This window comes from Streptomyces sp. NPDC001532, from assembly GCF_040298625.1.
Classification (GTDB): domain Bacteria; phylum Actinomycetota; class Actinomycetes; order Streptomycetales; family Streptomycetaceae; genus Streptomyces.
In genome coordinates this window covers 63,015-88,592 of the sequence record NZ_JBEPAL010000017.1, presented here as the reverse complement: position 1 = coordinate 88,592, position 25,578 = coordinate 63,015, and the positions used below count along the sequence as shown (strand labels likewise).

At 74.5% G+C, this 25,578-nt stretch carries 22 protein-coding genes and 2 pseudogenes; 12 read left to right on the top strand and 12 right to left on the bottom strand.

Annotation, left to right across the window (positions count from 1 at the left end):
• Window positions 1-182: 182 nt before the first annotated feature.
• The 5 genes and pseudogenes from ABT232_RS17880 to ABT232_RS17860 form a co-directional block, all read right to left on the bottom strand.
• Window positions 183-2,315, bottom strand: a complete 2,133-nt coding sequence (locus ABT232_RS17880; RefSeq protein WP_351840866.1) for a SpoIIE family protein phosphatase — start codon at window positions 2,313-2,315, stop codon at window positions 183-185.
• A 64-nt stretch (window positions 2,316-2,379) separates the two neighbouring features.
• Window positions 2,380-2,860 (bottom strand): annotated as a pseudogene (locus ABT232_RS17875) (hypothetical protein).
• A gap of 254 nt (window positions 2,861-3,114) precedes the next feature.
• Window positions 3,115-4,029, bottom strand: a pseudogene (locus ABT232_RS17870) (molybdopterin-dependent oxidoreductase); the annotation flags it as partial.
• Between the two features lie 125 nt (window positions 4,030-4,154).
• Complete coding sequence (locus ABT232_RS17865; RefSeq protein WP_351840865.1) at window positions 4,155-5,402, bottom strand: MFS transporter; 1,248 nt, start codon at window positions 5,400-5,402, stop codon at window positions 4,155-4,157.
• A 333-nt stretch (window positions 5,403-5,735) separates the two neighbouring features.
• The gene (locus ABT232_RS17860) at window positions 5,736-6,674 is read right to left on the bottom strand and encodes a LysR family transcriptional regulator (RefSeq protein WP_351840864.1); all 939 of its coding nucleotides are present in this window, start codon (window positions 6,672-6,674) and stop codon (window positions 5,736-5,738) included.
• A gap of 139 nt (window positions 6,675-6,813) precedes the next feature.
• Between ABT232_RS17860 and ABT232_RS17855 the strand changes: the two genes are divergently transcribed.
• Genes ABT232_RS17855 through ABT232_RS17810 form a run of 10 tightly spaced genes read left to right on the top strand, consistent with a single transcriptional unit; the run spans window position 6,814 to window position 15,838 of the window.
• Window positions 6,814-7,815 (top strand): fumarylacetoacetate hydrolase family protein, encoded by a 1,002-nt coding sequence (locus ABT232_RS17855; protein ID WP_351840863.1) that lies wholly within the window; start codon window positions 6,814-6,816, stop codon window positions 7,813-7,815.
• Complete coding sequence (locus tag ABT232_RS17850; RefSeq protein ID WP_351840862.1) at window positions 7,812-8,768, top strand: cyclase family protein; 957 nt, start codon at window positions 7,812-7,814, stop codon at window positions 8,766-8,768. Before ABT232_RS17855 ends, ABT232_RS17850 begins: the two co-directional genes overlap by 4 nt.
• A 49-nt stretch (window positions 8,769-8,817) precedes the next feature.
• Complete coding sequence (locus ABT232_RS17845) at window positions 8,818-9,948, top strand: FAD-dependent oxidoreductase (RefSeq protein WP_351840861.1); 1,131 nt, start codon at window positions 8,818-8,820, stop codon at window positions 9,946-9,948.
• Complete coding sequence (locus ABT232_RS17840; RefSeq protein WP_351840860.1) at window positions 9,945-10,943, top strand: amidohydrolase family protein; 999 nt, start codon at window positions 9,945-9,947, stop codon at window positions 10,941-10,943. The genes ABT232_RS17845 and ABT232_RS17840 overlap by 4 nt, the downstream gene beginning before the upstream one ends.
• Window positions 10,944-10,947: 4 nt before the next feature.
• Complete coding sequence (locus ABT232_RS17835) at window positions 10,948-11,880, top strand: VOC family protein (RefSeq protein ID WP_351840859.1); 933 nt, start codon at window positions 10,948-10,950, stop codon at window positions 11,878-11,880.
• A 13-nt stretch (window positions 11,881-11,893) separates the two neighbouring features.
• Entirely contained in the window at window positions 11,894-12,865 is a 972-nt protein-coding gene (locus tag ABT232_RS17830) for a fumarylacetoacetate hydrolase family protein (RefSeq protein ID WP_351840858.1), read from the top strand.
• Window positions 12,862-13,617 (top strand): SDR family NAD(P)-dependent oxidoreductase, encoded by a 756-nt coding sequence (locus ABT232_RS17825; protein ID WP_351840857.1) that lies wholly within the window; start codon window positions 12,862-12,864, stop codon window positions 13,615-13,617. Before ABT232_RS17830 ends, ABT232_RS17825 begins: the two co-directional genes overlap by 4 nt.
• Window positions 13,614-14,384, top strand: coding sequence for an SDR family NAD(P)-dependent oxidoreductase (locus ABT232_RS17820; RefSeq protein ID WP_351840856.1), 771 nt, complete (start codon window positions 13,614-13,616; stop codon window positions 14,382-14,384). Before ABT232_RS17825 ends, ABT232_RS17820 begins: the two co-directional genes overlap by 4 nt.
• A 12-nt stretch (window positions 14,385-14,396) precedes the next feature.
• Window positions 14,397-15,152 carry a CoA transferase subunit A gene (locus ABT232_RS17815; protein WP_351840855.1) on the top strand — a complete coding sequence of 252 codons (756 nt, stop codon included), beginning with the start codon at window positions 14,397-14,399 and terminating at the stop codon, window positions 15,150-15,152.
• Window positions 15,152-15,838 carry a CoA transferase subunit B gene (locus ABT232_RS17810; protein WP_351840854.1) on the top strand — a complete coding sequence of 229 codons (687 nt, stop codon included), beginning with the start codon at window positions 15,152-15,154 and terminating at the stop codon, window positions 15,836-15,838. The genes ABT232_RS17815 and ABT232_RS17810 overlap by 1 nt, the downstream gene beginning before the upstream one ends.
• On the opposite strand, the gene ABT232_RS17805 is transcribed toward ABT232_RS17810, so the two are convergent.
• Window positions 15,787-17,667 carry an ABC transporter ATP-binding protein gene (locus ABT232_RS17805; protein WP_351840938.1) on the bottom strand — a complete coding sequence of 627 codons (1,881 nt, stop codon included), beginning with the start codon at window positions 17,665-17,667 and terminating at the stop codon, window positions 15,787-15,789. The genes ABT232_RS17810 and ABT232_RS17805 overlap by 52 nt on opposite strands.
• 186 nt (window positions 17,668-17,853) lie before the next feature.
• Between ABT232_RS17805 and ABT232_RS17800 the strand changes: the two genes are divergently transcribed.
• Window positions 17,854-18,771: a lysylphosphatidylglycerol synthase transmembrane domain-containing protein gene (locus tag ABT232_RS17800; RefSeq protein WP_351840853.1), complete on the top strand. Its 918-nt coding sequence runs from the start codon at window positions 17,854-17,856 to the stop codon at window positions 18,769-18,771.
• A gap of 42 nt (window positions 18,772-18,813) precedes the next feature.
• Here ABT232_RS17800 and ABT232_RS17795 read toward each other — a convergent pair whose 3' ends face one another.
• The 6 genes from ABT232_RS17795 to ABT232_RS17770 form a co-directional block, all read right to left on the bottom strand.
• Window positions 18,814-19,254 carry an SRPBCC family protein gene (locus tag ABT232_RS17795; protein ID WP_351840852.1) on the bottom strand — a complete coding sequence of 147 codons (441 nt, stop codon included), beginning with the start codon at window positions 19,252-19,254 and terminating at the stop codon, window positions 18,814-18,816.
• A gap of 30 nt (window positions 19,255-19,284) precedes the next feature.
• Window positions 19,285-19,620, bottom strand: a complete 336-nt coding sequence (locus tag ABT232_RS17790; RefSeq protein WP_351840851.1) for an ArsR/SmtB family transcription factor — start codon at window positions 19,618-19,620, stop codon at window positions 19,285-19,287.
• Window positions 19,617-20,075 (bottom strand): SRPBCC domain-containing protein, encoded by a 459-nt coding sequence (locus ABT232_RS17785; RefSeq protein ID WP_351840850.1) that lies wholly within the window; start codon window positions 20,073-20,075, stop codon window positions 19,617-19,619. The genes ABT232_RS17790 and ABT232_RS17785 overlap by 4 nt, the downstream gene beginning before the upstream one ends.
• A 119-nt stretch (window positions 20,076-20,194) precedes the next feature.
• Window positions 20,195-21,412, bottom strand: a complete 1,218-nt coding sequence (locus tag ABT232_RS17780; protein ID WP_351840849.1) for an NAD(P)/FAD-dependent oxidoreductase — start codon at window positions 21,410-21,412, stop codon at window positions 20,195-20,197.
• The gene (locus ABT232_RS17775; protein ID WP_450871797.1) at window positions 21,409-22,890 is read right to left on the bottom strand and encodes an FAD-dependent oxidoreductase; all 1,482 of its coding nucleotides are present in this window, start codon (window positions 22,888-22,890) and stop codon (window positions 21,409-21,411) included. The genes ABT232_RS17780 and ABT232_RS17775 overlap by 4 nt, the downstream gene beginning before the upstream one ends.
• Entirely contained in the window at window positions 22,887-24,326 is a 1,440-nt protein-coding gene (locus ABT232_RS17770) for an FGGY family carbohydrate kinase (protein WP_351840848.1), read from the bottom strand. Before ABT232_RS17770 ends, ABT232_RS17775 begins: the two co-directional genes overlap by 4 nt.
• Before the next feature lie 259 nt (window positions 24,327-24,585).
• Here ABT232_RS17770 and ABT232_RS17765 point away from each other — a divergent pair, with 259 nt between their 5' ends.
• Window positions 24,586-25,575 carry a hypothetical protein gene (locus ABT232_RS17765; protein WP_351840847.1) on the top strand — a complete coding sequence of 330 codons (990 nt, stop codon included), beginning with the start codon at window positions 24,586-24,588 and terminating at the stop codon, window positions 25,573-25,575.
• Window positions 25,576-25,578: the final 3 nt, after the last annotated feature.

The window sequence follows — 25,578 nt, the reverse complement described above, 5'->3', positions numbered from 1 at the left end:
AGGCGGCGCGTCTGCCCTCCACCTCGGCCGTGAACCGTCCCTGGAGGCGGCGCGTCTGCCCTCCACCTCGGCCGTGAACCGTCCCCGAAGGCGGCGCGTCTGCCCTCCACCTCGGCCGTGAACCGTCCCCGAAGGCGGCGCAGCGCCCACGGCCTCGGCCGTGCGCCGGTCTCGGCGCGGCGTCAGTGCTCCGGCTCCGGCTGGTGGTGCAGGACCAGCAGGGCGATGTCGTCGGCGCGCTGTCCCGCCGTGCCCCCCTTGCGCAGCAGCTCGTCGACGAGTGCGTCCAGGTCCCGCGTGTCGGCGTGGGCGAGATGGCGGGCGAGCTTGGCGATCGACTCGTCCAGGTCCTCGCCCGGTGCCTCGACGAGGCCGTCGGTGTAGAAGAGCAGCAGCATGCCGGGGACCAGCGGGATCTCGGTGACGGGGAAGACGGCGTCGGGGACGATGCCGAGCAGCGGGCCGGGCGGGGCGACGACCGGCCGCGTGTCGCCGTCGGGGAGGCGGAGCACCGGTGGCGGATGGCCGGCGCTGGCCAGCGTGACGCGGCGGCGGGCGAAGTCGAGCTGGGCGTAGAGACAGCTGGTGAACAGGTCGGGGCCGAGGTCGACGAGGAGCCGGTTGGTGGCGCGCAGGACCTGGTCGGGAGGTGTGCCGACGGTGGCGTGGGCGTGGACGCCGGTGCGCACCTGGCCCATGAGGGCCGCGGCGGCGACGTTGTGGCCCTGGACGTCACCGATGACGGCGGCGGCGCCGGTGTCGCCGAGGCGGAGCAGGTCGTAGAAGTCGCCGCCGATGTCCATGCCGCGGGTGGTGGGCAGGTAGCGGGCGGCGACCCGCAGGCCGGTGACCGCGGGCAGGGCGCGCGGCAGCAGCGCCTCCTGGAGGCCGTGGGCGAGGTCGTGCTTGGCGTCGTAGAGCCGGGCCCGGTCGAGCGCCTGGGCGATGAGTCCGGCGAGCGACGTCAGCACGGCGCGTTCCTCGGACGAGAAGTCGTGCGGGTGGTCGTAGGACAGGATGCAGATGCCGACGGGCCGGCCGGAGATGACCAGCGGCAGGAAGGCCCAAGCCTGTTTGCCGCTGACCAGCGGGGCCTCGGGGTAGATGCGCCGCATCTCCTCGACGTCGGCGAAGAAGGCGGGGATGCCGCTGCTGAGGGCGCGCCCGGCCGGGGTGAACGCGGTGTCGATGGGCAGGCCGTCGAGGCGTTCGATGGCCTCGGGGGCGTAGCCGCGGTGGCCGGTGATCCGCAGGCGGCCGGCGTCGGCGGCGGACAGCACCAGTCCCTCGGCGCCGAAGGCGGGCATGATCTGGTCGGCGGCCAGGTCGATGACGTCCTGGACACCGACGACCTCGGTGAGCGCGGCGGCCAGGTGCATCAGTTGGTAGAGCTGTCCGGCGCGGGCCGGGGTCACGGCGCGCGAGGTGAGGCGGGGCGCCGGGACGGGCGGAGGCGGGGCGCCGCTGGGCACGACCCGGATGCTGATGCCGCTGGCGTCCGGGTACAGGTGCAGCTCCAGCCAGCGGCCCGGCGGGCGGCAGGCGGTGAAGGACACCGGCTCGCGGCTGAGCACGGCGGCGCGGTAGCGGTCCTCGTAGGTGGGGTCGTCGAGCCAGCGCAGGGACTGCCACGGCCGGGTGCCGAGCAGCCGGCCGGCGTCGGCGCCGAGCAGTTCGCAGGCACCGGAGCTGAGGTAGGTGAAGCGGCCTTCCAGGTCGAGCGCGCAGCTGCCGCCCGGCAGGCGTTCGATGAAGTCGGTGGCGGCCCAGGACGAGCCCGCGGCGGGGCGGTCGACCTCGGCGGGCACCACCCGCGGGCGGTCGGCGGGGACCGGGGGCCGCCCGCGTTCGGCGGCCTCGTCCAGCAGCAGGGCCAGCCGGCGGCAGCTGGACTCGACGTTGCCGCGTTCCCGCCCGGTCATGTACGGGGGCCGGCCGGCCGGCCACATCAGCAGCAGTGCTCCCCAGCGCCGGACCCCGTCGACCGGCGCCGCCACCAGCGCCAGGGGGTAGGGCAGGGCCATCGCGGTGCGCGGGTAGGCGTGGGACATCTCCTCGTGGCTCGCCACCCACACCAGACGGTCGTCGCGGACCGCGTCGGCCACCGGTGCCGGTGCGGCCAGCGGCACTCGCGCCCAGGGGGCGGCCAGCTCGGCGGACGCCCCGGCCAGCAGGTGCAGGCTCAGCACGTGCTCGTCGGGGGCGACCAGGTAGAGCGCGCCGATGGACGCGCCGGTGCGGCGGACCGTCTCCGCGAAGGCCGCCCGCAGTTCGTCGTCCTCGGTGGCCGGATCAGCCGTACCGGCATCGCCCATAGGGGAACGCTATGCCGGTACGGGGCGGTAGGCACGCCGTGCCCGCTCGCTCTCGGGGCGCGGTTCACACGCTCGTGAGGACCTGTGGCGAGAGATTCTTGATCATCGTGTTGGTCCAGCGCATCTGGCGCAGGGTGCGCGGGTGGCAGCCGCCGGCCAGGGCCAGGAGGCCGTCGTCCCTGGTGGCCTGCGCGGCCTGGGCGAGCATCTCCCAGTACAGGGAGTTCTCCGCGGCGGCCAGATGCACCGCGCGCAGGTCGCGCAGGAGCAGCAGGCCCGGCTCGGGGCGGTGACCGAGCGCTTCGGCGGCCGTCTCCGCGTGCTCCGCCTTCTCCGCGTTCTCGGAGGGTGCCGCGAGGTCGAGGCCGTGCGGCTCGGCGGCCTCGGCCAGCCGCCGGACGTGCTCGGCGGACCAGCGGGCGAGGTCGGTGGCGACGTGGTGGACCTCGTGGTCGGTGCGGTGCCGTTCGGCCAGCGCCGTCAGCTGCCGGGCGAGCCGCCGCTCGCCGTGGTGGAGGGCTCAAGGTGAGGGTGATGCCGTTCACTCGGGGTCCTCCTCGCGGCGGGCGGGCCGGGCCGACTCGGTCACGAGGGCGGCCGGTCCGCCGGTGGTGGCCGGGACCGCGTCGGCGCGCACGGGGGCGGACGCGGTGGTGGTCGGGGCGGGCGCGGCGCTGCCGTCGCCGCGTGCCACGAGCCGCAGCGCGGCCGCGGCGGTCTTGAACAGGGGCTGCTTGGAGACGGGATCCCAGTCGGTGACCGTCGTCTCGTTCGCGGCGCGCCCCTGGGTGTCGCCGTCGGGGCCGTGACCGCCCACCCGGGCCGCCAACTCCTCGAAGCCGACGGTGTTGGCCTCGACGTAGGCGTGGTCGACGCGGTCGGTGCGGATGATCTCGTGGAGCAGCGCGTTGAGCAGCGCCACGTTCGTGCCGGCGCGGGGCGCGAGGTGGACGGCCGCCTCGCGGGCGACCCGGGTGGGCCGCGGGTCGACGCACAGCAGGCGGGGCGGGTCGCCGCCCGCCAGCCGGTCGAGGACGCGCATCCATTGCACGGGCTGGGTCTCGGCGACGTTGTGGCCGAACAGGGCGATGACGTCGGCGTGGTCGATGTCGTCGTAGCTGCCCGGCTGGCCGTCGCAGCCGAAGGACTCCTTCAGTGCCTCGGCGGCCGTGGCGGTGCACAGCCGGGTGTTGCCGTCGAGATGGTGGGTGCCGATGCCGGCGCGGGCCAGCACGGCGAGGGTGTAGTACTCCTCCAGGAACAGCTGTCCGGAGGTGTAGAAGCCGATCGAGCCGGGGCCGCGTTCATCCAGCAGTTCCCGGGTGCGGCCGACGACGTGCGCCATGGCGGTGTCCCAGTCGCACTCCACGAGCCGCCCCTCGCGCCGGATCAGCGGCCTGGTCAGCCGGTCCGGTGAGGCGTTGGCCTGCCAGGCGAAGAGGTCCTTCGGGCCGAGCCGGCCGCGGTTGACGCGGTCGCCGGCCCGGCCGCGCACCCCGGCCATGCGTCCGTCGACGACGGCGATGTCCATGGCGTCGCCGTCGGAGTGCAGGAGCGACGCGGTCTGCACCCACCGCTCCACCCGGCGCGCCTCGACGCCCTCGGCGAGGTGGGTGTCCACCCGCACGGGCCACGGCTCATGACGTCCGTACGGGGTACGTCCGCCCCACGGGTCCGCGATCCGGTCCGCGATCCGGTCCGCGATCCGGTCCACCGAAGCGTCCACGTCTGCCTCCCAGCGCGCTGCGGACGGCAGTGGACCGCACCGCGCGTCCACCGGTACCCCACCGGCACCGCCGCGTAACGCCCGCCCGGCGCGGGAGCGTCCGCGCCCGCCGGCTACGGCGCCGTCGGGCTGCCCGCGTCCACGGCGGTGCCGGTCGCCCTGGCGCGGCCGGCCGTCGTCAGGGGCAGGAGTACGGCGGCCATGAGGGCGGTGACCAGGCCGAGCAGGGCGACGGACGTGGCGAGGTCGCCGAGCGCGCCCTGGCCGCCGAGCAGCACGAGCGGGCAGACGAACTCACCGAGGAAGAAGGCCGACGTCCACAAGCCGGTGCCGCGGCCCCGGTCGGCGAAGTCCAGCCGGGACATGGCGAGCGTCAGCAGCGACGGCAGCAGGAGCCCGGTGCCGACGCAGTTGACCACGGCGCCCGCGATCAGCAGGGCCGGACTGTCGGCGAGGCCCATGATCCCGAACCCGGCGGCGCACAGCAGGAAGAGGGCGGGCAGCCGGCGTCGCGGACCGTCGGTGAGCCGGGTGAAGGCGATCGAGCCGAGGACGGTGGCGGCACTGGCGAGGGCGGTGGCCGCGCCGATCGCGCCGGTGGAGGCCACACCGACGTCGTCGAGGAGATAGGCCATCTCCACGGGAACGGTGTAGAAGACGATCGCGCCGAAGACCGTCAGCAGGCAGATCCCGGCCATCCGGCGCACCGGGAAGGGGCGCGGCGCGGCGGGCTCGGCGGAGGTCCGCGGCGCCTCGGGGGCCGGGGCCGGCAAGGCTTTCGCCATGGCCGGGGCGAGCAGCAGGCCGACGGTGTAGAGCCAGAACGGCGCCTGCCAGCCGGCCGCGCCGAGGGCGCCGCCGAGGACGAAGAAGACGGTGGCGGAGGCGGAGGCGCACATCGTCTGCAGGGCGAGGTACCGGTCGCGGACCCGGCCGGAGTAGTAGTCGCCGATCAGCGTGGTGCAGGCGGTCATGACGGCCGCCTCGGCGACGCCGACGAGGACGCGGCTGGCCAGGATGCCGTAGAGGGAGTCCAGCCACAGCGGGACGGTGCCGAAGAGCGCGTACAGGACGGTGGCGGCCACCAGCAGGCGCTTGCGGCCGAGCCGGTCGACGACCACGCCGGCGAACGGGGCGAGCAGGGCCAGCGACAGGGCCGGCACGGTCAGCACGAGCGGCACCAGGGCGGTGCTGCCGGCCACGTCCTCGAAGTGGTCCTGCATCCGGGGCAGCACCGGCGCGAGCAGCACCGCGCCGAGGACGGGCAGACAGCTGCCGGCCATCAGCAGGACGGCGGGCAGCCTGCCGGGGACGGCCGTGGCGGCGCCGGGGTCTGGAGCGGGCGGGGCGGAAGCGGGCATGGCGGCACTCCAGGGAGCGAGGCGGGAGGGCGGCGCCGCATGGCGGGCGAGGAGGGCCGGCCGGCGCGCGATGTGCCACGACTATGCGTCCCGCGCACCGGCCTGCCCAGCCCCGGGGCGATCGGAGTTCCGGATGCCGCTGATCCAGGGCGTGGATACCGCCCCGAGCGGGGGCGCTCCCCGGCCCCGCACCCGCTCACACCCTCCCGCACCCGCTCACGCCCCGACGCTCCCGCTCAGGGCCCCTCCCCGACACTCCCGCTCAGACCCCCTCCCCGACACTCCCGCTCAGACCCCCTCCCCGACACTCCCGCTCAGACCCCCTCCACCGCCTTACCCGTCTCCCCCGCCGCCCCCCGCCGCCCCCGCCTCCCCCAGCCGCTTCCCCACCCGTGCCGCCGTCTCGCGCAGCCAGATGTGGGCCGCGTCGTGGGTGTGGACCGGGTGCCACCACAGGGCCTCGCGCAGGGGGACCGCCTCGTACGGGGGTTCCACGACGCGGACCGCGGCGAGCGGGGCGAGGAGGCGGGCGAGGCGGGCCTGGGCCAGGGCGATGCGGCGGGTGCCGGCGACGAGGAGCGGGAGCAGCTGGAAGCTGTCGACGGAGACCTCGACGCGCGGTTCGATGCCGAGCATGCCGAGCTGGCGGACGGCCGGGGCGTCGTAGGTGCGCTGGTAGGTGACCCAGGGCAGCCGGGCGAGGTCCTGCCGGGTGAGCCGGTCGTCGACGCTCGGGTGGTCCTCGGAGACGAGGAAGACCCACCGGTCGTCGTAGAGGTCGGTGGCGGGGAAGTCGCTGATGACGCCGTGCGGCATGAGCAGTCCGTCGGTGGCGCTGAGCAGGGTGGCGGTGTCGTCGACGACGGTGGGCGGGGTCTGGGTGAACCGCAGCCGGATGCCCGGGGCCTCCTCGTGCACGACGCGGGCGAGTTCGGTGCCGAAGACGGCCACCGCGTAGTCGGAGGCGACGAGTTTGAACTCGCGGCTCTCCTGCGCGGGGTCGAAGTCGGCCTGGCTGGCGAAGAGGCGTTCGAGGACGGCGTAGGCGGTGGAGGTGCGGTCGAGGAGGACCTGGCCGAGGGCGGTCAGCTCGTAGTGACCGCCGACGCGGGCGAGCAGGTCGTCGTCGAAGTGCCGGCGCAGCCGGGCGAGGGCGGCGCTCATCGCGGGCTGGCTGAGGCCGACGCGCTGTCCGGCGCGGGTGACGTTGCGTTCCTCCAGCAGGGCGCGCAGGGCGACGACGAGGTTCAGGTCGAGACGGGCCAGATTCACGGGACTCCCCTTGCGGTACGGCGCCGAAGCCAGAGCATACCCGCAGTATATAAACGCGATGGATGTCGATCATCCACAGAATCTATTTCCCTGATCACGGGTGGCGGGTCCAGATTAGTCACACCGCAATCAGGAGGACATGTTCGTGAAACCTGAACCCGCGTCGGCTCTCTTCGCCGGACCCTTCGCGCTCGCCACCCTCTCCGCTCCCGACGGGCCCGCCTTCCCCGCCCTCGTCACCCCGGACGCCAAGGTGCTCGACCTCCGGGTCGCCTTCGACGCGCCGCGGCTGACGGTCCGGGGCCTGCTGGACGACTGGGCTGCGGCGCTGCCCAGGCTGCGGACGCTGGCCGACGACGAGAGCGCGCGCCGCGAGCCGCTGGCCGGCTTCCGGGTGCACGCCCCGGTGGAGCCGCGCCAGGTCTTCCAGTCCGGCGCCAACTACCGGCAGCACGTGATCGATCTGCACGTGGCCCACCGCGCGCCCGGCGACGACCGGCCGGACGAGGAGCGGCGCGCCGAGGCGGCGGAGATCATGGACCGGCGGGCGGCGGAGGACCTGCCGTACGTGTTCATCGGTCTGCCGAGCGCCATCACCGGCCCTTATGACGACGTGGTGCTGCCGGCCTGGGCCGAGAAGCCCGACTGGGAGCTGGAGCTGGCGGCCGTCATCGGCCGGCCCGCGTACCAGGTGTCCGTCGAGGAGGCGCTGGAACACGTCGCCGGCTACACCATCGCCAACGACCTGACCGACCGGGCGACCGTCTTCCGCCGGGACATGCCGCAGATCGGCACCGACTGGCTGCGCAGCAAGAACGCGCCCGGTTTCACCCCGCTCGGTCCGTGGATCGTGCCCGCCGAGTCGGTCGCGAACCCCGGCGACCTGCGGGTGACGCTGAAGCTCAACGGCGAGACCATGCAGGACGAGTCCACCAAGGACATGATCTTCGACGTGGCGCGGATGGTGTCGTACGCCTCGCAGAGCGCCCGTCTCCTCCCCGGCGACCTGGTGCTGACCGGCAGCCCGTCCGGCAACGGCATGCACTGGGGCCGGCTGCTGCGCGACGGCGACGTCATGGACGGTTCCGTCACCGGTCTCGGCGCGCAGCGCACCCGCTGTGTCGCGGAGGAGACCTCGTGAACCGCGACGACCCCGAGGGCGCGATCGCCGAGGCCGCGAAGGCGTACTCGAACTGGGGCCGCTGGGGCGAGGACGACGTGCTCGGCACGCTGAACTTCCTCGACGAGGCCAAGCGCCGTGAGGGCGCGGCGCTGGTGCGGCGCGGGGTCAGTTTCTCGCTGTCGCAGCGGTTCGACATGAACGGCCCGCAGAAGGGCTGGCGGCGGCGCACCAACCCGGTGCACACCATGCTGGACACCGGCACCGACGCCGCCCTCGGCAACCAAGGCTTCCCGCACGGGATCGGCGGCGCCGACGACGTGATCGCGATGCCGTTGCAGTGCTCCACCCAGTGGGACGGGCTCGGCCACATCTTCGACCACGGCAAGGCGTGGAACGGGCGGCCCGCGGAGAAGGTCGTCACCTCCGAGGGCGACCTGGTCACCGGTATCGAGCACATGGCGCCGCATGTCGCGGGGCGGGGTGTGCTGCTGGACGTGGGCCGGGTCGTCGGGGAGGACGGCGAGCTGCCCGACGGGTTCGCGATCACCGCGGAGCACCTGACCGCGACCGCCGAGGCGCACGGGGTGACCGTGGGCCGCGGGGACATCGCGCTGGTCCGCACCGGGCAGCTGGCCCGCGTCCGGCGGGACGGCTGGGGCGAGTACGCCGGCGGTCCGGCGCCCGGTCTGTCCTTCACCACGGCGGGCTGGCTGCACGGCACGGAGATCGCCGCGATCGCCACCGACACCTGGGGTTTCGAGGTGCGGCCCAACGAGTTCGAGCACGCCTTCCAGCCACTGCACCAGGTGGTCATCCCCAACACCGGTCTGCTGATCGGCGAGATGTGGGACCTGGAGGCGCTGGCCGAGGACTGCGCCACGGACGGCGTGTACGAGTTCTGGCTCACCGCCGCGCCGCTGCCCATCACCGGCGCGGTCGGCTCCCCCGTCAACCCGATCGCCGTCAAGTAGCCCGGCCTTCAACAGCCCTCAACCCGCTTGAGGAACAAGGGAGTTCCCCATGACCCAACCCCGCACGGTCCTCGTCGTCGGCGGCGGCGCGGCCGGCAACGCCGTGACGATCCTGCTGCGCCGCGCGGGCCTCGCCGTCGACCTGGTCGAGGCCAAGGACGACTGGAACGCCACCGCGGGCTCCGGTATCACCCTCCAGGGCAACGCCCTGCGCGTGCTGCGCGAACTGGGCGTCTGGGAGCAGGTGAAGGCGTCCGGCTTCGGCTTCGGCTCGGTCGGCATCACCGCCCCCGACGGCACGGTCCTGCACGTCCAGCGCGATCTGCGCACCGGCGGCGACGACCTGCCCGCCACGGTCGGCATGCAGCGCCCGCAGCTCCAGCGGATCCTGATCGACGCGGTCCGCGCCTCCGGCGCCACGGTCCGCCTGGGCACCCGCGCGGAGATCCTGGAGCAGGACGGCGACGGTGTGCGCGTGCGTCTCAGCGACGGCACCGAGTCCCGCTACGACCTGGTGATCGCCGCCGACGGCCTCGGCTCCGCCACCCGCGCGGCGATCGGCATCACCGCCAAGCCCGAGCCCACCGGCATGGCCATCTGGCGGATCGCGGCCCCGCGCCCGGCGGGCGTGGTGCGCACCGACCTCGCCTACGGCGGCCCCGCCTACATCGCCGGGTACTGCCCGACCAGCGACACCACGCTCTACGCCTACGTCGTCGAGGCCAACCGCGACCGGGCGTCGATCCCGGCCGACTCCTACGCCGACGAGATGCGCCGCCTGGCGTCCTCGTACGGCGGGTTCTGGCCGGAGATCACCGCGCACATCACCGACCCGGCGAAGGTCAACTACACCTGGTTCGACCGGATGCTGGTGGAGGGTTCCTGGCACCGCGGCCGGGTGGTGCTGGCCGGTGACGCCGCGCACTGCTGCCCGCCCACCCTGGCGCAGGGCGCCGCCATGTCCCTGGAGGACGCCTGGGTGCTGGCCGAGCTGCTGACCGGCTCCGACGACTGGGACGACGCGCTGTTCCAGGCGTACTACGAGCGGCGCATCGGCCGGGTCCGCCCGGTCGTGGAGGCGTCCGTACAGCTCGGGCAGTGGCAGCTGGACGGCGTGCGGGACGCGGACGTGCCCGGACTGATGGCCCGCACGATGACGATGCTGAGGGAACTGCCGTGACCCCACCCACCGTCGACGTCCACGCCCATGTCCTGCTGCCGGAGGTCGAGGCGCTGGTGGCCGGGCTGCCCGGCCACGACGCGGCCCGTGCCCTGGACGCCCGCCGCAACGGCCCCGACGCCCTCGCCGTCAACGGCCCGATGGTGCGCGACCGCATCCCGCGGCTGACCGATCCCGCCGTGCGGCTGGCCGCGATGGACGCGCAGGGCGTGGACGTCCAGCTGGTCAGCCCCTCCCCGTCGCACTACCACTACTGGACGGACGCGGCCACGGCCGAGAAGGTGTACCGGCTCGCCGACGAGGCGACCGCCGCGCACTGCGCGGCCGCCCCGGACCGGCTGCGCGGCCTCGGCCTCGTGCCGCTGCACCACCCCGAGCAGCTGGTGCCCGCCCTGGACCACGCGCTGGAACTGGGCCTGGCGGGCGTGGAGATCTCCAGCCACGCGCCGGGCCGGGAGCTGTCCGACCCCGCCTACGAGCCCTTCTGGTCACGGGCGGCGCAGACCGGCGCGATCGTCTTCCTGCACCCGTTCGGCTGCACGCTCGACGAGCGTCTGGACCGCTGGTACCTGTCCAACACCGTCGGACAGCCCACCGAGAACGCCGTCGCCCTCTCGCACCTGATCTTCTCCGGTGTCCTGGACCGCCATCCGGGGCTGAAGGTGCTCGCGGCGCACGGCGGCGGCTATCTCCCGACCCACATCGGCCGTTCCGACCACGCCTGGTCGGCCCGCTCCGACGCGGGCGCCGGCTGCGCCCACCTGCCCAGCAGCTATCTGCGGCGGCTGTACTTCGACTCCCTGGTGCACGACCCGCACGTGCTGCGGGAGCTGATCCGCGCCGCGGGCGCCGACCGGGTGCTGCTCGGCTCCGACTTCCCCTTCGACATGGGCACCGAGGACCCGCTCGGCGCGCTGCGCGCCGCGCATCTGCCCGATGCCGACTTCCACGCCGTACGGGGCGGCAACGCCGCCGCCCTCCTCCGGAAGGACTGACACCATGCGCCTGCTCACCCATCTGCGGCACGTCGACCTGGCCGTGCCCGACTACGACAAGCAGCTCGACTTCTACGCGGGCGTCTGGGGCCTGACCAAGGTCGCCGAGGACTCCGGCATCTCCTTCCTGGCCGCCGAGGGCTCCCCGGAGCAGTACGTCGTCCGGCTGCGCAAGTCCGACGAGAAGCGCCTCGACCTGGTCTCCTACGGGGCCGCGAACCCGGCCGACGTCGACACCCTCGCCGAACGGCTCCTCGCGGGCGGCGTCCAGCTGATCTCCCGGCCGGGCAAGGTCGACACGCCCGGCGGCGGGTACGGCTTCCGTTTCTTCGACGTGGACGGCCGCACCATCGAGGTCTCCGCGGACGTCGAGGTGCGGCAGCACCGCAAGATCGAGGAGAAGGAGGCCATCCCGGTCAAGCTGTCGCACGTCGTCCTGAACTCCCCCGACCTGGACCGGACCCGGCAGTGGTACGAGCAGCACCTCGGCTTCCGCCTGTCCGACACGCTCAGCTCGCCGCACATGGGCGAGGTCATGCACTTCATGCGGATCAGCAACCAGCACCACTCGATGGCGCTGGCGAAGGGCCCGCACACCTCGCTGCACCACGTCTCCTTCGAGATGCGCGGCCTGGACGAGTACATGCGCGGCTCGGGCCGGGTGATCCGGGCCGGCCACCGCAAGCTCTGGGGTCCGGGCCGGCACATGGCGGGCGACAACACCTTCACGTACTTCCTCGACCCGCACGGCAACACCGTCGAGTACACCACCGAGCTGGAGCTCCTGGACGAGGACACCTGGCACCCGCACGTCTACGACTTCTCCCAGCCCGAGGTCACCGACCAGTGGGGCACCGCGAACCCGATGAACGAGCTGATCGCCAAGGAGTCCTTCAACGACGTCGACCGCGGCGTGTTCGTCGCCCCGCCGGTGTGAGAGGAGCCGACCCATGCGTTTCGCCTCCTACGCGCAGCACCAGCAGCAGCGCGTCGCCGTCGTGGCCGACGACGGCACCCTCTACCCGGTCCCCGGGGTCCGCTCGCTGACCGAACTCCTCTCCGTGGGCGAGGGGTTGCCGGCGCTCCTGGACGCCGGTGCCGCCTCGCTCGACGTGCCGCCCGGACCGCACGTCTCCCAGGTGCGGCTGCTGCCGCCGCTCCAGCCCGCCTCCGTGCGGGACTTCGTCACCTTCGAGGAGCACGTCGAGGGTGTCCGGCGGTCGGTGGACGGTGTCTCGGGGGTGCCGGAGCAGTGGTACGCGGCACCGACGTTCTACTTCACCAACCCGCACGCGGTGTACGGCCCGCACGACGACATCCCCGTGCCGCCCGGCTCGGCCGTGCTCGACTTCGAGCTGGAGGTGGCCGCGGTGATCGGCCGCGAGGGCCGTGACCTCACCCCCGGTCAGGCCCGCGACCACATCGTCGGCTACACGGTGTTCAACGACTGGTCGGCACGCGACCTCCAGTCCGCGGAGATGAAGGTCGGCCTCGGCCCGTGCAAGGGCAAGGACACCGCCACCACGCTCGGCCCGTACCTGGTCACCGCGGACGAGCTGGACCCGTACCGCGACGACGAGGGCTTCCTGCGCCTCGCGCTGACCGCCGAGGTCAACGGCGAGGTCGTCGGCCGGGACCTGCTGTCCCACATGAGCTGGACGTTCGAGGAGATGGTCGCCTACGCCTCCCGCGGCACCCGGGTCGTCCCGGGCGACGTCCTCGGCTCGGGCACCTGCGGCAACGGCGGCTGCCTCGCCGAGCTGTGGGGCGTGCGCGGGGAGCGGACACCGCCGCCGCTGAAGCCCGGCGACACGGTCACGCTGACCGTGGAGGGCATCGGCACGGTCTCCAACACGGTGGTGCCGGGCGCCGATCCGGTGCCGCTGCCCGCCGGCCGCCGCCGCTCGAGGGAGCGGGTGTGAGCGAGCTGCACCCCAAGCGGCTGCTCGGCAAGGTCGTCGTGGTCACGGGCGCGGCCCGTGGCCAGGGCGCCGCCGAGGCCGAGGCGCTCGTCCGGGAGGGCGCCCGGGTCGTCGCCACCGATGTGACCGAGGCGCCCGGCTGCCGGCGCCTGGACGTCACCAGCGACGAGGAGTGGGCGGCGCTCGCCGCCGAGCTGCGCGAGTCGTACGGCCGCGTCCACGGCCTGGTCAACAACGCCGGCGTCACCTGGCGCGCCCGGCTCGGCGACGTGCGTCCCGAGGACATGGCGCGGGTGCACGCGGTCAACGTCACCGGGCCGTTGCTGGGCATCCAGCACCTGGCCCCGCTGATGCCGCCGGGGTCGTCGGTCGTCAACGTCGGCTCGTCGGCCGCGCTCACCGCTCACTACCCGGTCGCCTACACCACCAGCAAGTGGGCGCTGCGCGGCCTGTCGAGGACCGCCGCGCTGGAGCTGGGCCCGCGCGGCATCCGCGTCAACACCGTCCACCCCGGCTACATCGAGACGGAGATGACCGCGTCCGCCGCCCCGGCGTTCCGGCGGGCCAACATCCGTGAGACCCCGCTGGGCCGCACCGGGACCGTGGACGAGGTGGTCCCGCTGGTGGTCTTCCTGCTGTCGGACGAGTCGTCGTTCGTCACCGGCGCGGAGATCCCCGTCGACGGCGGGCTGACCGCGCACGGCGGTGTGAAGTCGGTGTCGGACGCGCTGCGCGCGGAGGCCGGCGGATGAAGCGGCTCGAAGGCAAGGTGGCCCTGATCTCCGGCACCGCCCGCGGGCAGGGCCGGGCGGCGGCGCTGCGGTTCGCGGCCGAGGGCGCGCTGGTGGTCGGCGGCGATCTGCGGCACGAGGAGGCGCTGGAGACCCAGCGGCTGATCGCCCGCGTGGGCGGCACCGCCCTCACCCCGGGCCCGCTGGACGTCACCGACGAGGACCGCGTGCGCTCCTGGGTCGAGGAGGCCGTCGGCGCGTTCGGCGGCGTGGACATCCTGTACGCCAACGCCGGTGCCGTGCGCTTCGGCGCGGTCGACGCCCAGCCGTACGCGGACTTCTCGTTCACGATGCGCGCCGAGCTGGACTCGGTGTGGCTGAGCGTGCGGACGGCCTGGCCGCATCTCGTGCGCGCCCGGGGCTGCGTCCTGACCGTCGGCTCGACCGCCGGTCTCACCGGCTCGCTCACCAACCGGCGCACGGCTCACTCCGCGTCCAAGGGCGCGGTGATCGCGCTGACCCGGCAACTGGCCGCGGAGGGCGCGCCGTACGGCGTCCGCGCCAACTGCGTCAGTCCCGGGATGATCGACACCGAGGGCTCGCGCGGCGATCTGCTCGCCGACGACCACCCGATGCGCTCGATCGCCCGCCACATCCCGCTGGGCCGGGTGGGGCTCCCCGACGACGTCGTGAACGCGGCCGTCTTCCTGGCCTCCGACGAGGCCGCGTACATCACGGGCGCCAACCTCGTCGTCGACGGCGGCTGGTCCTCCGTGCTCCCCGGTTGAAAGGACCGATTCGTGAACAAGGTCAGCGCGAGCGCCCGGGAGGCGGTCGCCGACATCCCCGACGGGGCCTCACTGGCCGTCGGCGGCTTCGGGCTCAGCGGAGTGCCCGAGGTCCTCGTCCGCGCCCTGTACGCGCAGGGCGCGAGCGGCCTGGAGGTCGTCTCCAACAACTGCGGCGTGGACGGCCGGGGTCTGGGCGTGCTGCTGGCCGCGGGCCGCATCGCCCGCGTCACCGGCTCGTACGTGGGCGAGAACAAGGAGTTCGCCCGGCAGTACCTCAGCGGTGAGCTGGAGGTGGAGCTGACCCCGCAGGGCACCCTCGCCGAACGCCTGCGGGCCGGCGGCGCCGGCATCCCCGCCTTCTACACGCCCGCCGGCGTGGGCACCCAGGTCGCGACCGGGGGCCTGCCGTGGCGGTACGCGCCCGACGGCTCGGTCGCGGTCGCCTCCCCGGCCAAGGAGACCCGTGACTTCGCGGGGCGCCCGCACGTCCTGGAGCACGGCATCACCACCGACTTCGCCCTGGTGCGGGCCTGGCGCGGCGACCGGCACGGCAACCTGTGCTTCCGCAGGGCCGCCGCCAACTTCAACCCGCTCGCCGCGATGGCCGGGCGCGTCACGGTCGCCGAGGTGGAGGAGCTGGTGGAACCCGGCGAGCTGCGGCCCGACGAGGTGCACCTGCCCGGCGTCTACGTCCAGCGGGTCGTCGCGCTCAGTGCCGACGAGGCCGCCGACAAGCAGATCGAGAAGAGGACGGTACGTCCCTGATGGCCTGGAACCGCGACCAGATGGCCGCCCGCGCCGCCGCCGAACTCACCGACGGCTCCTACGTCAACCTCGGCATCGGCCTGCCCACCCTGATCCCCGGCCACCTCCCGCCGGACGTCCGGGTCGTCCTGCACTCGGAGAACGGCATCCTCGGCACCGGCCCGTACCCCACCGAGGACGAGGTCGACCCGGACCTGATCAACGCAGGCAAGGAGACGGTGACCGTCCTTCCCGGGGCGAGCTTCTTCGACTCGGCGCTCTCCTTCGGCATGATCCGCGGCGGCCACATCGACACGGCCGTGCTCGGCGCCATGCAGGTCTCGGCGGCGGGCGACCTGGCCAACTGGATGATCCCGGGCAAGATGGTCAAGGGCATGGGCGGGGCGATGGACCTCGTGCACGGGGCCCGGCGCGTCATCGTGCTGATGGAGCACACCGCCAGGGACGGCTCGCCGAAGCTCGTCGAGCAGTGCTCGCTGCCGCTGACCGGCGAGCGGTGCGTCCACCGGGTCATCACCGACCTCGGCGTCCTGGACGTCACCGAGGACGGTTTCGCGCTGGTCGAGACCGCCCCGGGGGTGGCCTTCGAGGAGATCGCGGCCCGCACGGACGCCCCGCTGCTGCCGTCGGCCCGTCACACCGCGGCCGCGCCGACCGGGCCGCGCTCCTCGAACTGGGCGCGGTAGAGCTCCGCGTACCGTCCGCCCGCCGCCAGCAGGCTCTCGTGGGTGCCGCGTTCCACGACGCGGCCCGCCTCCAGCACCAGGATCAGGTCGGCGGCCCGCACCGTGGACAGCCGGTGCGCGATCACGATGGCGGTCCGGTCGCGCAGCGCCTCGGCCAGCGCCTCCTGGACGGCCGCCTCGGAGGTGTTGTCCAGGTGGGCGGTGGCCTCGTCGAGGACGACGACGCGCTGGCGGGCCAGCAGCAGCCGGGCGATGGTCATCCGCTGGCGTTCGCCGCCGGACAGCCGGTAGCCGCGCTCGCCGACGACCGTGTCGAGGCCGTCGGGCAGCGAGCGCACCAGGTCGTCGAGGCGGGCCCGGCGCAGCGCGTCCCACAGCTCGTCGTCGGTGGCCCGCGGGCGGGCGAGCGCGAGGTTGGCGCGGACCGTGTCGTGGAAGAGGTGGCCGTCCTGGGTGACCATGCCGAGGGTGGCGCGCAGCGAGTCGGCGCTCAGGTCGCGCACGTCGACGCCGCCGATGCGTACGGCGCCGGCGTCGACGTCGTAGAGCCGCGGCAGCAGCTGTGCGACGGTCGACTTGCCGGCGCCCGAGGAGCCGACGAGGGCGACGGTGCGGCCGGGTTCGGCGCGGAAGGAGACGCCGTGCAGGACCTCGGCGCCGCCGGAGGTGTCGAGGGTCGCGACCTCCTCCAGGGAGGCGAGGGAGACCTTGTCGGCGGACGGGTAGGCGAAGCGGACGTCGTCGAACTCGACGGCGACCGGACCGTCGGGCACCGGCCGGGCGTCGGGCCGGTCCTCGATGAGCGGCTCGAGGTCCAGCACCTCGAAGACCCGCTCGAAGCTGACGAGCGCGCTCATCACCTCCACGCGGGCTCCGGCGAGCGCGGTGAGCGGCGCGTAGAGCCGGGTGAGCAGCAGGGCGAGGGAGACGACCGCGCCGGGTTCCAGGGTGCCACGCAGGGCGAGGGTGCCACCGAGGCCGTAGACCAGGGCCAGGGCCAGGGCGGAGACCAGGGTGAGGGCGGTGATGAACGCGGACTGGGCGGTCGCGGTGCGGATGCCGATGGCGGCGACCCGGCGGGCGCGGTCGGCGAACTCGCGGGACTCCTCCTCGGGGCGGCCGAACAGCTTGACGAGGGTGGCGCCGGGCGCGGAGAACCGCTCGGTCATCCGGGTGCCCATCGCCGCGTTGAGGGCGGCCGCCTCGCGCTGCATCCGGGCCATCCGGCGGCCCATCCGGCGGGCGGGCAGCACGAACACCGGCAGCAGCACCAGGGCGAGCAGGGTGACCTGCCAGGACAGGGTGAGCATCACGGCGAGGGTGAGCACCAGGGTGACGAGGTTGGCGACCACTCCGGAGAGGGTGTTGCTGAACGCCCGCTGGGCGCCGATGACGTCGTTGTTGAGACGGCTGACGAGCGCGCCCGTACGGGTACGCGTGAAGAACGCGACCGGCATGCGCTGCACATGATCGAAGACAGCCGTCCGCAGATCGAGGATGAGGCCCTCGCCGAGGGTCGCCGACAGCCTTCTGCCGAGGATGCCGAGGGCCGCCTCGACGACCGCGAGGACCGCGATGAGCAGGGCGAGCCGTACGACGGTGCGCTCGTCGCCGTCCGACACGAGCGCGTCGACGACCAGTCCGGCGAGCACGGGGGTGGCGACGGCGAGCAGTGCGGTCACCACCCCGAGCAGCACGAACAGGGCGATGCGGCGGCGGTGCGGGCGGGCGAAGGCGCCGATGCGGCGCAGGGTGGCGCGGGCGAAGGGCCGCCGGTCGTCCTGGGCGTTGAGGACGCTGTGCAGCTGTGTCCACGCCGTGGTCTCCATGCTCATGCCGCCGAAGGTAGGACCTCGACCAAGGTTGAGGTCAAGGGCGGCCGGACGGGCGTCCGTAAGCCCGTGGTCCAGCCCGCGCAACGTGCCGTTGGGACGCGGCGGAGAACCTCTTCGAGTGTGACGACGGTTCCGCTCCCCCGACGCCCCGGCCGCCTCGGACCATCCCGGCGCCTCCCCGTGCGCCCGCTCCTGTGCCTGCTCCCGCTCGCGCTGGTCGCGGTGGTCGCGGTACGGCACCGGGCTGTGCTCGCCGAAGGGTTCGGGCAGTTGGCGACGGCCCGGTGGCCTTGGCTGCTGGCGGCCGTCGGCGCGACCTGCCTGACCTGGGTGGCGGCGGCCGTGACCCGGCAGGGCGCGGTCGTCGAGCGGCTGCCCGGACGACGGCTGCTCGCCGCCCAGTTCGCGGCCGGCGCGGCCAACCATCTGCTGCCCGGCGGGCTGGGCGCCGGCGCGGTCAACCTGCGGTTCATAACGGTGTGCGGGCTGCCGCTCGCCCGGTCCTCGGCCGCGCTCGCGCTCTATCTGCTGGCGGAGAGCATCGGCCGGGTGGGGCTGCTGGCCGTGCTGCTCATCGCCTTCCCGGGCGCGCTGCGGCTCGGCCCGCTGCTGCCGGCCGGCGCGGTCGGCCCGCTGCTGCTCACCGTCGGCGCGGCGGCCGGGGTGGTGGCGCTCGCGCTGCTGTGCGTACGGCGGCTGCGCGCGACCGCCGGCTCGTTCCTGCGCACCGCGCTCGGCGAGGCCCGTTCGGTGCACCGGCGTCCGTCGCGGGCCCTGGCGCTGTGGGGCGGCTCGCTGGCGTTCCCCGCGCTCCAGGCGGCCGGTCTGGTCGCGGTGGGGCAGGCGTTCGGGCTGCCGGTGCCGCTGTGGCACATCGCGGTCGCGTATCTGGCGGCGACGGTCGCGGTGGCGCTGATCCCCACACCGGGCGGGATCGGCTCGGTGGAGGCCGCGCTGATCGTGGCTCTGGTGGCGGCGGGCGGCCCGGCGGCGGTGGCGACGGCGGTGGTGCTGGCGTACCGGATCATCACCGTGTGGCTGCCGCTGCTGCCGGGCGCGCTGACGCTGGGGGCGCTGGTACGGCTGAAGGTGATCTGAGGCCGGCGGGGCCCTCGCGGGGCCTTCGCGGTCCTGCCGTGCTCAGTGCCAGTTGCTGATCCGGACGTCGTGCGGGGCGGGTTCGCCGGTGCCGGTCTCCAGCAGGCGCTTGAGGCTCATCAGGAAGGTCGCCCACTTGGTGCTGCAGTGGGACATGAACTCCACCGGCTCACGCCAGCCCTCGTGCCGGAACAGGACGATGGTGTACTCGCCCTCCTGCTTGAGGTCGAAGCCGATCCGCGTGCCGATCCACTCCTCGGGCCCGTCGACGACCTCCCAGAGCACGCGCTCCGCCGGGCTCGACTCCAGGACCTTCATGTCGAAGCCGCCGGGCGCGAAGCGGAACCGGATGACGCCGCCGGGCGCGGGGTCCCCGTCCGTCTCCTCCGTCCACCAGCCGGAGAGGCCGTCGACGGTGGTCAGCGCCGTGTAGACGTCCTCGGGCGCGGTGGTGATGCCGATGCGGTGCAGGATGTCCGCCATGTCGATGTCTCCTTCCGCGCGGCGGGCCGGTCAGCCCTGCTCGCGCTGGATCGCCTCGGCGATCCGCTTGATGCGGTGCAGTCGGGCGTCCCAGGCGGCCCCGACCGAGGACAGTTGGGCGACGGCGCGGGCGAGCTGGGTCTCGTCCACCTCGTAGCGGCGTTCGCGCCCGGAGGGTGTGGCGTGGACGAGTCCGACGCGGTCGAGCACGCCGAGGTGCTTGGCCACCGCCTGGCGGGTCACCGGGAGGTGCTCGCTGAGCGTGGTGGCGGTGCCGCCGTTCCCGGCGAGCAGCAGGTCCAGCATCCGCCGCCGGATCGGGTCTCCGACAGCGGACCACAGCTCGTCGTCGACGGTGCCGCTCATCGCGTCGCCACCTCGGCCGCGTAGCCGGCGAGCCGGGGCAGGAAGTGGTCCCAGCCGCGTGCGTGGTCCCGGTAGGCCTCCTCCAGCACGGCGGCCTCCCAGCCCCGCTCACGGAAGCCCGCCTCGGAGAAGCGCAGCAGCGTGCCGTCGCCGTCGGGCACGAGGTCGAAGGTCACCAGCAGCGAGTTGCCGGGCCCGGGGGCCTGCCCTTCCTCGCCGACCCACCGGAAGGCGAACCGCCGGGGCGGGTCGGCCTCCACGACGGTCAGCAGTTCGACCTTGGCCGACGACCCGCTCCCGAAGCGCACCGTTCCGGTGGCACCCGGTTCCGGCGTCTCGAGGTCGGCCTCGTCGGGCCACCACTCCCGCAGGTGCTCCGGGCTGCTGATCACCTGGTAGACCACCTCGGGCGTCGCCTCGATGCGGATCTCCCGCGAGATGCTGCCGTACTCCATCGCGCCACTCCTCACGCAACCTTTGGTTGCACATGACTCTACGCCGGACGGGTCAGACGTGCAACCTTTCGTTGCGCATTCCGGCGAGGGCGGTCCGCAACGGGGACCGCCCGCATGAGCTACCGCGCGAGCGCCACCCGCACCGCGCCGCCCCGCGGATCGACCCGGTCGGTCCAGCCCGCCGCCAAGGTCAGCGACCGGTCCGCGGCGGCGCCGCGCACCCGCGCGCGGTGCAGGACCCGGCCGTCCTGGGTGACTTCGAGGAGCGGGCGGGTCAGCCGTGCCGCCGTGCGCAGCGTGTAGGGCAGTGCGTCGCCCGGGGTGACGCGGTGGGGGCTGATCCACCGGAACGGCGGGGCGACGGTCAGCGGCGGGCCGGCCGGCCACACCGGCGCGCGCAGCGACGCCAGCACGGCGGTGGCCGCCCACGCGCCCTCGCGGGCCGCCACGCCGGCGCGCTCCACCGCGTGCAGCACGTTGCCGGCGGCGAACACACCGGGCCGTGAGGTGCGCAGGGCACCGTCGACGGCGGGGCCGCGCGTGCTCGGGTCGAGGGTGAGGCCGCCGTACCGGGCCAGTTCGTGCTCGGGTACGAAGTCGCCGGTGAACACGACCGTGTCGCAGGGCAGGACGGTGGTACGGCCGTCGTGGTGGCGGACGCGGACGCCGGACAGCCGTCCGTGGCCGAGGAGTTCGGCGACCGTGGTGCCGGTGAGCAGCGGGACGCCCCGGCGCAGCCGCGAGTCCAGGGCCCGCGCGGGTGCCGTCCGGGGTCCGGGCAGGTCGGTGACGAGGGCGACGACCCGGGCTCCGGCGCGCCGCACGGTGTCGGCGGCGGCGTACGAGACGTCCTGCGCGCCGACGATCACCGCGCGGGTGCCGATCGGCTGCCGGTACAGGTGCACGGCCTGCTGGAGTTCCCCGGTGGTGTAGACGCCGGCCGGGCGGGTGCCGGGCACGAGGCGGGCGGCGCGGGGGCGTTCGCGGGCGCCGGTGGCGAGGACGACGGCTCGCGCGCGCAGGGTCTCCGCACCGTGCGGGCCGACCGTGGCCAGGTCCAGCGGGCCCGTCCAGTCCAGGGCGGTGACACCGGTGCGGACGACCGCTCCGGCGCGGACGGCGGCCTCGGCGAGGCCCTGCGCGTACCGAGGTCCGGTGAGGGGGCGTCGCCGGGTGCCGAAGCCGCCGTGGGCGCAGTGCCGGGGCGCTCCGCCCGCCGCCTCCCGCTCCAGGACCTCGACGCGGCCCGCGCCCGCGGCGGCCAGCCGGGCGGCCGCGGTGAGTCCCGCGGGTCCGGCGCCGACGACGAGCACGTCCACCTGTCGTACGACCGTCATGTCCGCCCCTCCCGCCTCTCCCCTGACTCCCGTGTCTTACGCCTCCGCGCCTCCTCCTCGAAGAGGGCCCGTACGGCCGCCCCGCAGTGGAAGCCCTGGCAGCGGCCGGCCCGGGCGCGGGTGCGGCGGCGCAGCCCGTCGAGGCCGCGCGGCGGAATCGTACTGGCGAGGGCGTCGCGGATCTCGCCCAGGGAGACGCGTTCGCAGTGGCAGACGAGGGTGCCGTACGCCGGGTCGGCGGCGATGAGGTCGGGGCGCTGGTAGGGGCGCGGTGAGGCCTCGCCGAGGTGGGGCATGCGGACCGGCTCCAGGGCGCGGGCCGGCCCGGGGTCGAGCCCGGTCTCGCCGAGCAGGCCCATGACGTGCTCGGCGATGGCGAGGGAGGCGGTCAGGCCGGTGGAGCGGATGCCGCCGACGGTCACGTGGCCCTGCTCGGGGTGGACGCGGATGCGGTAGTCGTCGTGCTCGGTGGCGGCGCGCAGCCCGGCGTAGACGGCGGTGACCTCCTCGCGCAGCAGCGCGGGCAGGATGCGGCGGCCCTGCTCGCGCAGTCCCGCGAGGCCGTCGGCGGTGGTGCCGGTGGCGCGCTTGTCGTCCAGGTTCTCGGCGGTGGGGCCGAGCAGGACGTTGCCGTGGACGGTGGGGGCGACCAGGACGCCCTTGCCGAGGGCGGTGGGGACGGGCAGCAGGATGTGCCGGACCAGGTCGCGGGCGAACTTGTCGTAGACGAGGAGCTGGCCGCGGCGCGGGGTGACGGTGAAGTCGTGGTGGCCGAGCCGCCGGTCGAGGGTGTCGGCGTGCAGTCCTGCCGCGTTGACGAGCCGGCGGGCGGTCAGGGTGCCGCGCGAGGTGACCAGTTCGTGGCCCTCGCCGCGCGGGACCGCTTCCCGCACCCCGCAGTTCAGATGCAGGTCGACGCCGTGGCGGACGGCCTGGGTGGCGTAGGCGAGGGTGGTCGTCCAGGGGCAGATGACGCTCTCGCCGGGGACGTGCAGCGCGCCGAGGGCGCCGGGGCCGAGGTGCGGTTCGCGGGCGTACAGCTCGGCCGGTCCGAGCAGGCGGGTGTCGTGGCAGTCGTTGCGGGCGGCCTTCTCGGCGAGCCGGGGCAGCGCGGCGAGCTGTTCCTCGTCCCAGGCGACGAGGAGGGCGCCGACCCGCTCGACGGGGATGCCGGACTCGGCGGCGTACCCGGCGAGCAGCCGGGCGCCCTCGCGTACCAGCCGGGCCTCCAGGGAGCCGGGGACGGCGTCGAAACCGGTGTGCAGGATCGCGGTGTTGGCCTTGGAGGTGCCCTGACCGACGTCGTCCTGCGCCTCGACGAGCGCCACCCGCAGCCGGGGGTGGCGGGCGAGGGCGCGGGCGATCGCACCGCCGACCACGCCCGCGCCGACGACCACGACGTCGTACGGCCGGGCGGGCAGCGGGCCTTCGGCGGTGAGGACGCCTCGCCCGGCGGGCGGCTCGTCCGTCGCCGTCACGCCCGCTCCCTGGACAGCAGGGCGCTCACCGCGGTGCGGAACGCGGCGCGGCGTTCGGCGGCCTCGGCGGGGCCGATCCGGGGCTCGTAGACGGTGGCGGGCTTCCAGTCCGGGAGGGCGTCGGCGAGGTCCAGGCCGGGGGTGGCGCCGAGCCGGGCGAGGGCGGCCGCGCCGAGGGCGGTGGCGTCGGGCAGGGCGGACACCTCGACGGGGCGTTGCAGCAGGTCGGCCTGGGTCTGCATGAGCAGGGCGGAGCGGGTGAGGCCGCCGTCGACGCGGAGCACGTCCAGCGGGGTGCCGAGGTCGCCGGCGGCGGCGTCGGCCAGTTCGGCGACCTGGGCGGCCAGGCCCTCGCACAGGGCGCGGACGAGGTGGCCGGGGCCGGTGTCGAGGCCGAGTCCGGTGAGCGAGCCGCGCAGGTCGCCGCGCCACCAGGGGGCCGCGAGCCCGGCCAGCGCGGGCACGAAGGTGACGCCGCCGCTGTCGGGAACACTCCCGCCGACGGTGTCGAGGTCGGCGGCCCCGGCGATGACGCCGAGGCCGGTGAGCCAGCGGACGGCGGAGGCGGCCGTGTAGACCTGGCCGTCGAGGCAGTAGCTGGTGTGTCCGGCGAGCCGCCAGGCGACACAGCTGACCAGTCCGGAGTCGCCGCGCCGGGGCGTGTCGCCGGTGTGCGCGAGGAGGAACGCGCCGGTGCCGTAGGTGCACTTGGCGCCGCCGGGTGCGGTGACGCGCTGGGCGAGCAGGGCGGCCTGCTGGTCGACGACGAGTCCGGTGAGCGGGATCCTCGGCCCGAACGCGGTGGTGGTGCCGACGGGCCGGGCGGCGTCGACGACCTCGGGGAGGTGTTCGCCGGCCAGGCCGTACAGGTCGAGGGCGCGCGGTGACCAGGCGGCGCTGTCGAGGTCGAGCAGCTGGGTGCGGCCGGCGGTGGCGGCGTCGGTGACGTAGGCGCCGGTGAGCCGGTGCACCAGCCAGGCGTCGCTGGTGGTGACCACGCCTTCGCCGGTCAGATGGCGTCGTATCCAGGCCATTTTCGGCGCGGCGAAGTAGGGGTCCAGGGGCAGTCCGGTCAGCTCTCGTAACTCGTCCGCGTGCGGGGCGAGGTCCGCGCAGACGGTCTCGGCGCGGCGGTCCTGCCAGACCAGGGCGTCGGTGAGCGGGCGGCCGGTGGCCGGGTCCCAGGCGAGGACGGTCTCGCCCTGGTTGGCGAGGCCGAGCGCGGTCACGGGTTCGCCCGCCTCGGCGAGCGCCTGCCGCCCGGCGTCCACCACCGAGTCGTACAGCTCAGCGGGGTCGACCTCGACCAGGCCGCCGGGCAGGAAGCGGGGGCGCACGGCGGTGAAGCCGGTGCCGAGCACGCCGCGTTCGGGGCAGACGACCAGGGCCTTGGTGCCGGAGGTGCCCTGGTCGACGGCGAGTACCGGTCCTGTCATCGTGTCTCCTGCCCCGTGGTGATCACGGTGCGACAGCCTGCCGCCGTCGGCCACACGGCGTCAAGCACCGCTGACCCACCGTCAACTCCCGTGCCCAGTGCTGTCGTTTCCTCGCATGGCGAAACCGGCGTCTCATCCGGATCACACGCCTCTATAGTGACCGCCGACCGACGTGATCTCCTCAACCGCCGCCCCAGGGAGGGCTGTTGTTACGCCACCTCGCCGTCCTGACCCGCCCGTGGACCGGGGCGGGAGGCTGATGGCCAGAGACGGAGCACGCCCCGCCTACGACCCCGCCGGACCCGACACCGCGCTGCGCGCCGCCCTCCAGGAGGTGCGCGCCGGGCGCTGGATGTCGATGCGCACCCTGCTCTCGGAGACCGCGTCCTGGTGGCAGTGGACCCAGCGCACCCAGGTCCTGGCGGCCGCGGCGGCCGGCACCGACGTGGTGCGGGCCTGGCGTACCGAGGAGCCGCACAGCGCCCCGGCGGCCGTGATGCACGCCCGCGTCGCCGTCGAGCGGGCGCTGCGCGCGCACCGCGAACGGCACGACCGGACCAAGGAGTTGTGGCGCGACGCGTGGCGGGCGTGCGACGCGCTGACCCGTGCCGCGCCGCACGACCCGGTGCCGTGGGTGTGTCTGCTGGCGCTGGCCCGGCTGGACGGGCAGCAGCGCTGGGACGAGCACCGGGTGGCGCCGCCGGAGCCGATGCTGCCGCCCGGCCCGTGGGGTCTGCTGGCCGAGGCGGACAAGCGCGACCCGTACAACCGCGAGGCCCACCACCGCATGCTGCAGTTCCTGTACGGGCGCTCGGCGTCCGGGCGGCTCGCCGAGGCGGCCGGTTTCGCGCACTGGGCGGCCGACGCGGCGCCGCCGGGCTCCGCGCTGCATCTGCTGCCGCTGTACGTGCGGGTCGAGCGCTACCGGCTCGGCGGCGGGCGGGAGGCCGCGCTCGATCTGCACTGGGTCGCCGAGGACGCCTGCCGGGAGGCCGTCCGGGCGTTCCACGGCTGGTTCGAGCACACCACCGCCGCCGAGCGCACCCCGCTGGACCTGAACCATCTCGCGCACGCCCTGTGGGGCGCGCTCCGGTTCCCGGAGGCGGCCCGGGTGTTCGACGCGCTCGGCCCGTACTGGACCCCGCTCCCGTGGGCCTACCGCACCGCCGCGCCCGGCGAGCACGCGCAGGCCGCGGAGGTGTTCCTGCTGGCCCGCGCCCGCAGCGGCGCCGGGGCCCGCCGCCCTTGACCG

Bases quoted from the DNA above. Each gene is read 5' to 3' on its own strand.
- ABT232_RS17880 (WP_351840866.1), bottom strand. From the start codon at position 2,315: ATGGGCGATGCCGGTACGGCTGATCCGGCCACCGAGGACGACGAACTG.
- ABT232_RS17865 (WP_351840865.1), bottom strand. From the start codon at position 5,402: ATGCCCGCTTCCGCCCCGCCCGCTCCAGACCCCGGCGCCGCCACGGCC.
- ABT232_RS17855 (WP_351840863.1), top strand. From the start codon at position 6,814: ATGTTCGTGAAACCTGAACCCGCGTCGGCTCTCTTCGCCGGACCCTTC.
- ABT232_RS17845 (WP_351840861.1), top strand. From the start codon at position 8,818: ATGACCCAACCCCGCACGGTCCTCGTCGTCGGCGGCGGCGCGGCCGGC.
- ABT232_RS17835 (WP_351840859.1), top strand. From the start codon at position 10,948: ATGCGCCTGCTCACCCATCTGCGGCACGTCGACCTGGCCGTGCCCGAC.
- ABT232_RS17830 (WP_351840858.1), top strand. From the start codon at position 11,894: ATGCGTTTCGCCTCCTACGCGCAGCACCAGCAGCAGCGCGTCGCCGTC.
- ABT232_RS17820 (WP_351840856.1), top strand. From the start codon at position 13,614: ATGAAGCGGCTCGAAGGCAAGGTGGCCCTGATCTCCGGCACCGCCCGC.
- ABT232_RS17810 (WP_351840854.1), top strand. From the start codon at position 15,152: ATGGCCTGGAACCGCGACCAGATGGCCGCCCGCGCCGCCGCCGAACTC.
- ABT232_RS17805 (WP_351840938.1), bottom strand. From the start codon at position 17,667: ATGGAGACCACGGCGTGGACACAGCTGCACAGCGTCCTCAACGCCCAG.
- ABT232_RS17795 (WP_351840852.1), bottom strand. From the start codon at position 19,254: ATGGCGGACATCCTGCACCGCATCGGCATCACCACCGCGCCCGAGGAC.
- ABT232_RS17790 (WP_351840851.1), bottom strand. From the start codon at position 19,620: ATGAGCGGCACCGTCGACGACGAGCTGTGGTCCGCTGTCGGAGACCCG.
- ABT232_RS17785 (WP_351840850.1), bottom strand. From the start codon at position 20,075: ATGGAGTACGGCAGCATCTCGCGGGAGATCCGCATCGAGGCGACGCCC.
- ABT232_RS17780 (WP_351840849.1), bottom strand. From the start codon at position 21,412: ATGACGGTCGTACGACAGGTGGACGTGCTCGTCGTCGGCGCCGGACCC.
- ABT232_RS17770 (WP_351840848.1), bottom strand. From the start codon at position 24,326: ATGACAGGACCGGTACTCGCCGTCGACCAGGGCACCTCCGGCACCAAG.
- ABT232_RS17765 (WP_351840847.1), top strand. From the start codon at position 24,586: ATGGCCAGAGACGGAGCACGCCCCGCCTACGACCCCGCCGGACCCGAC.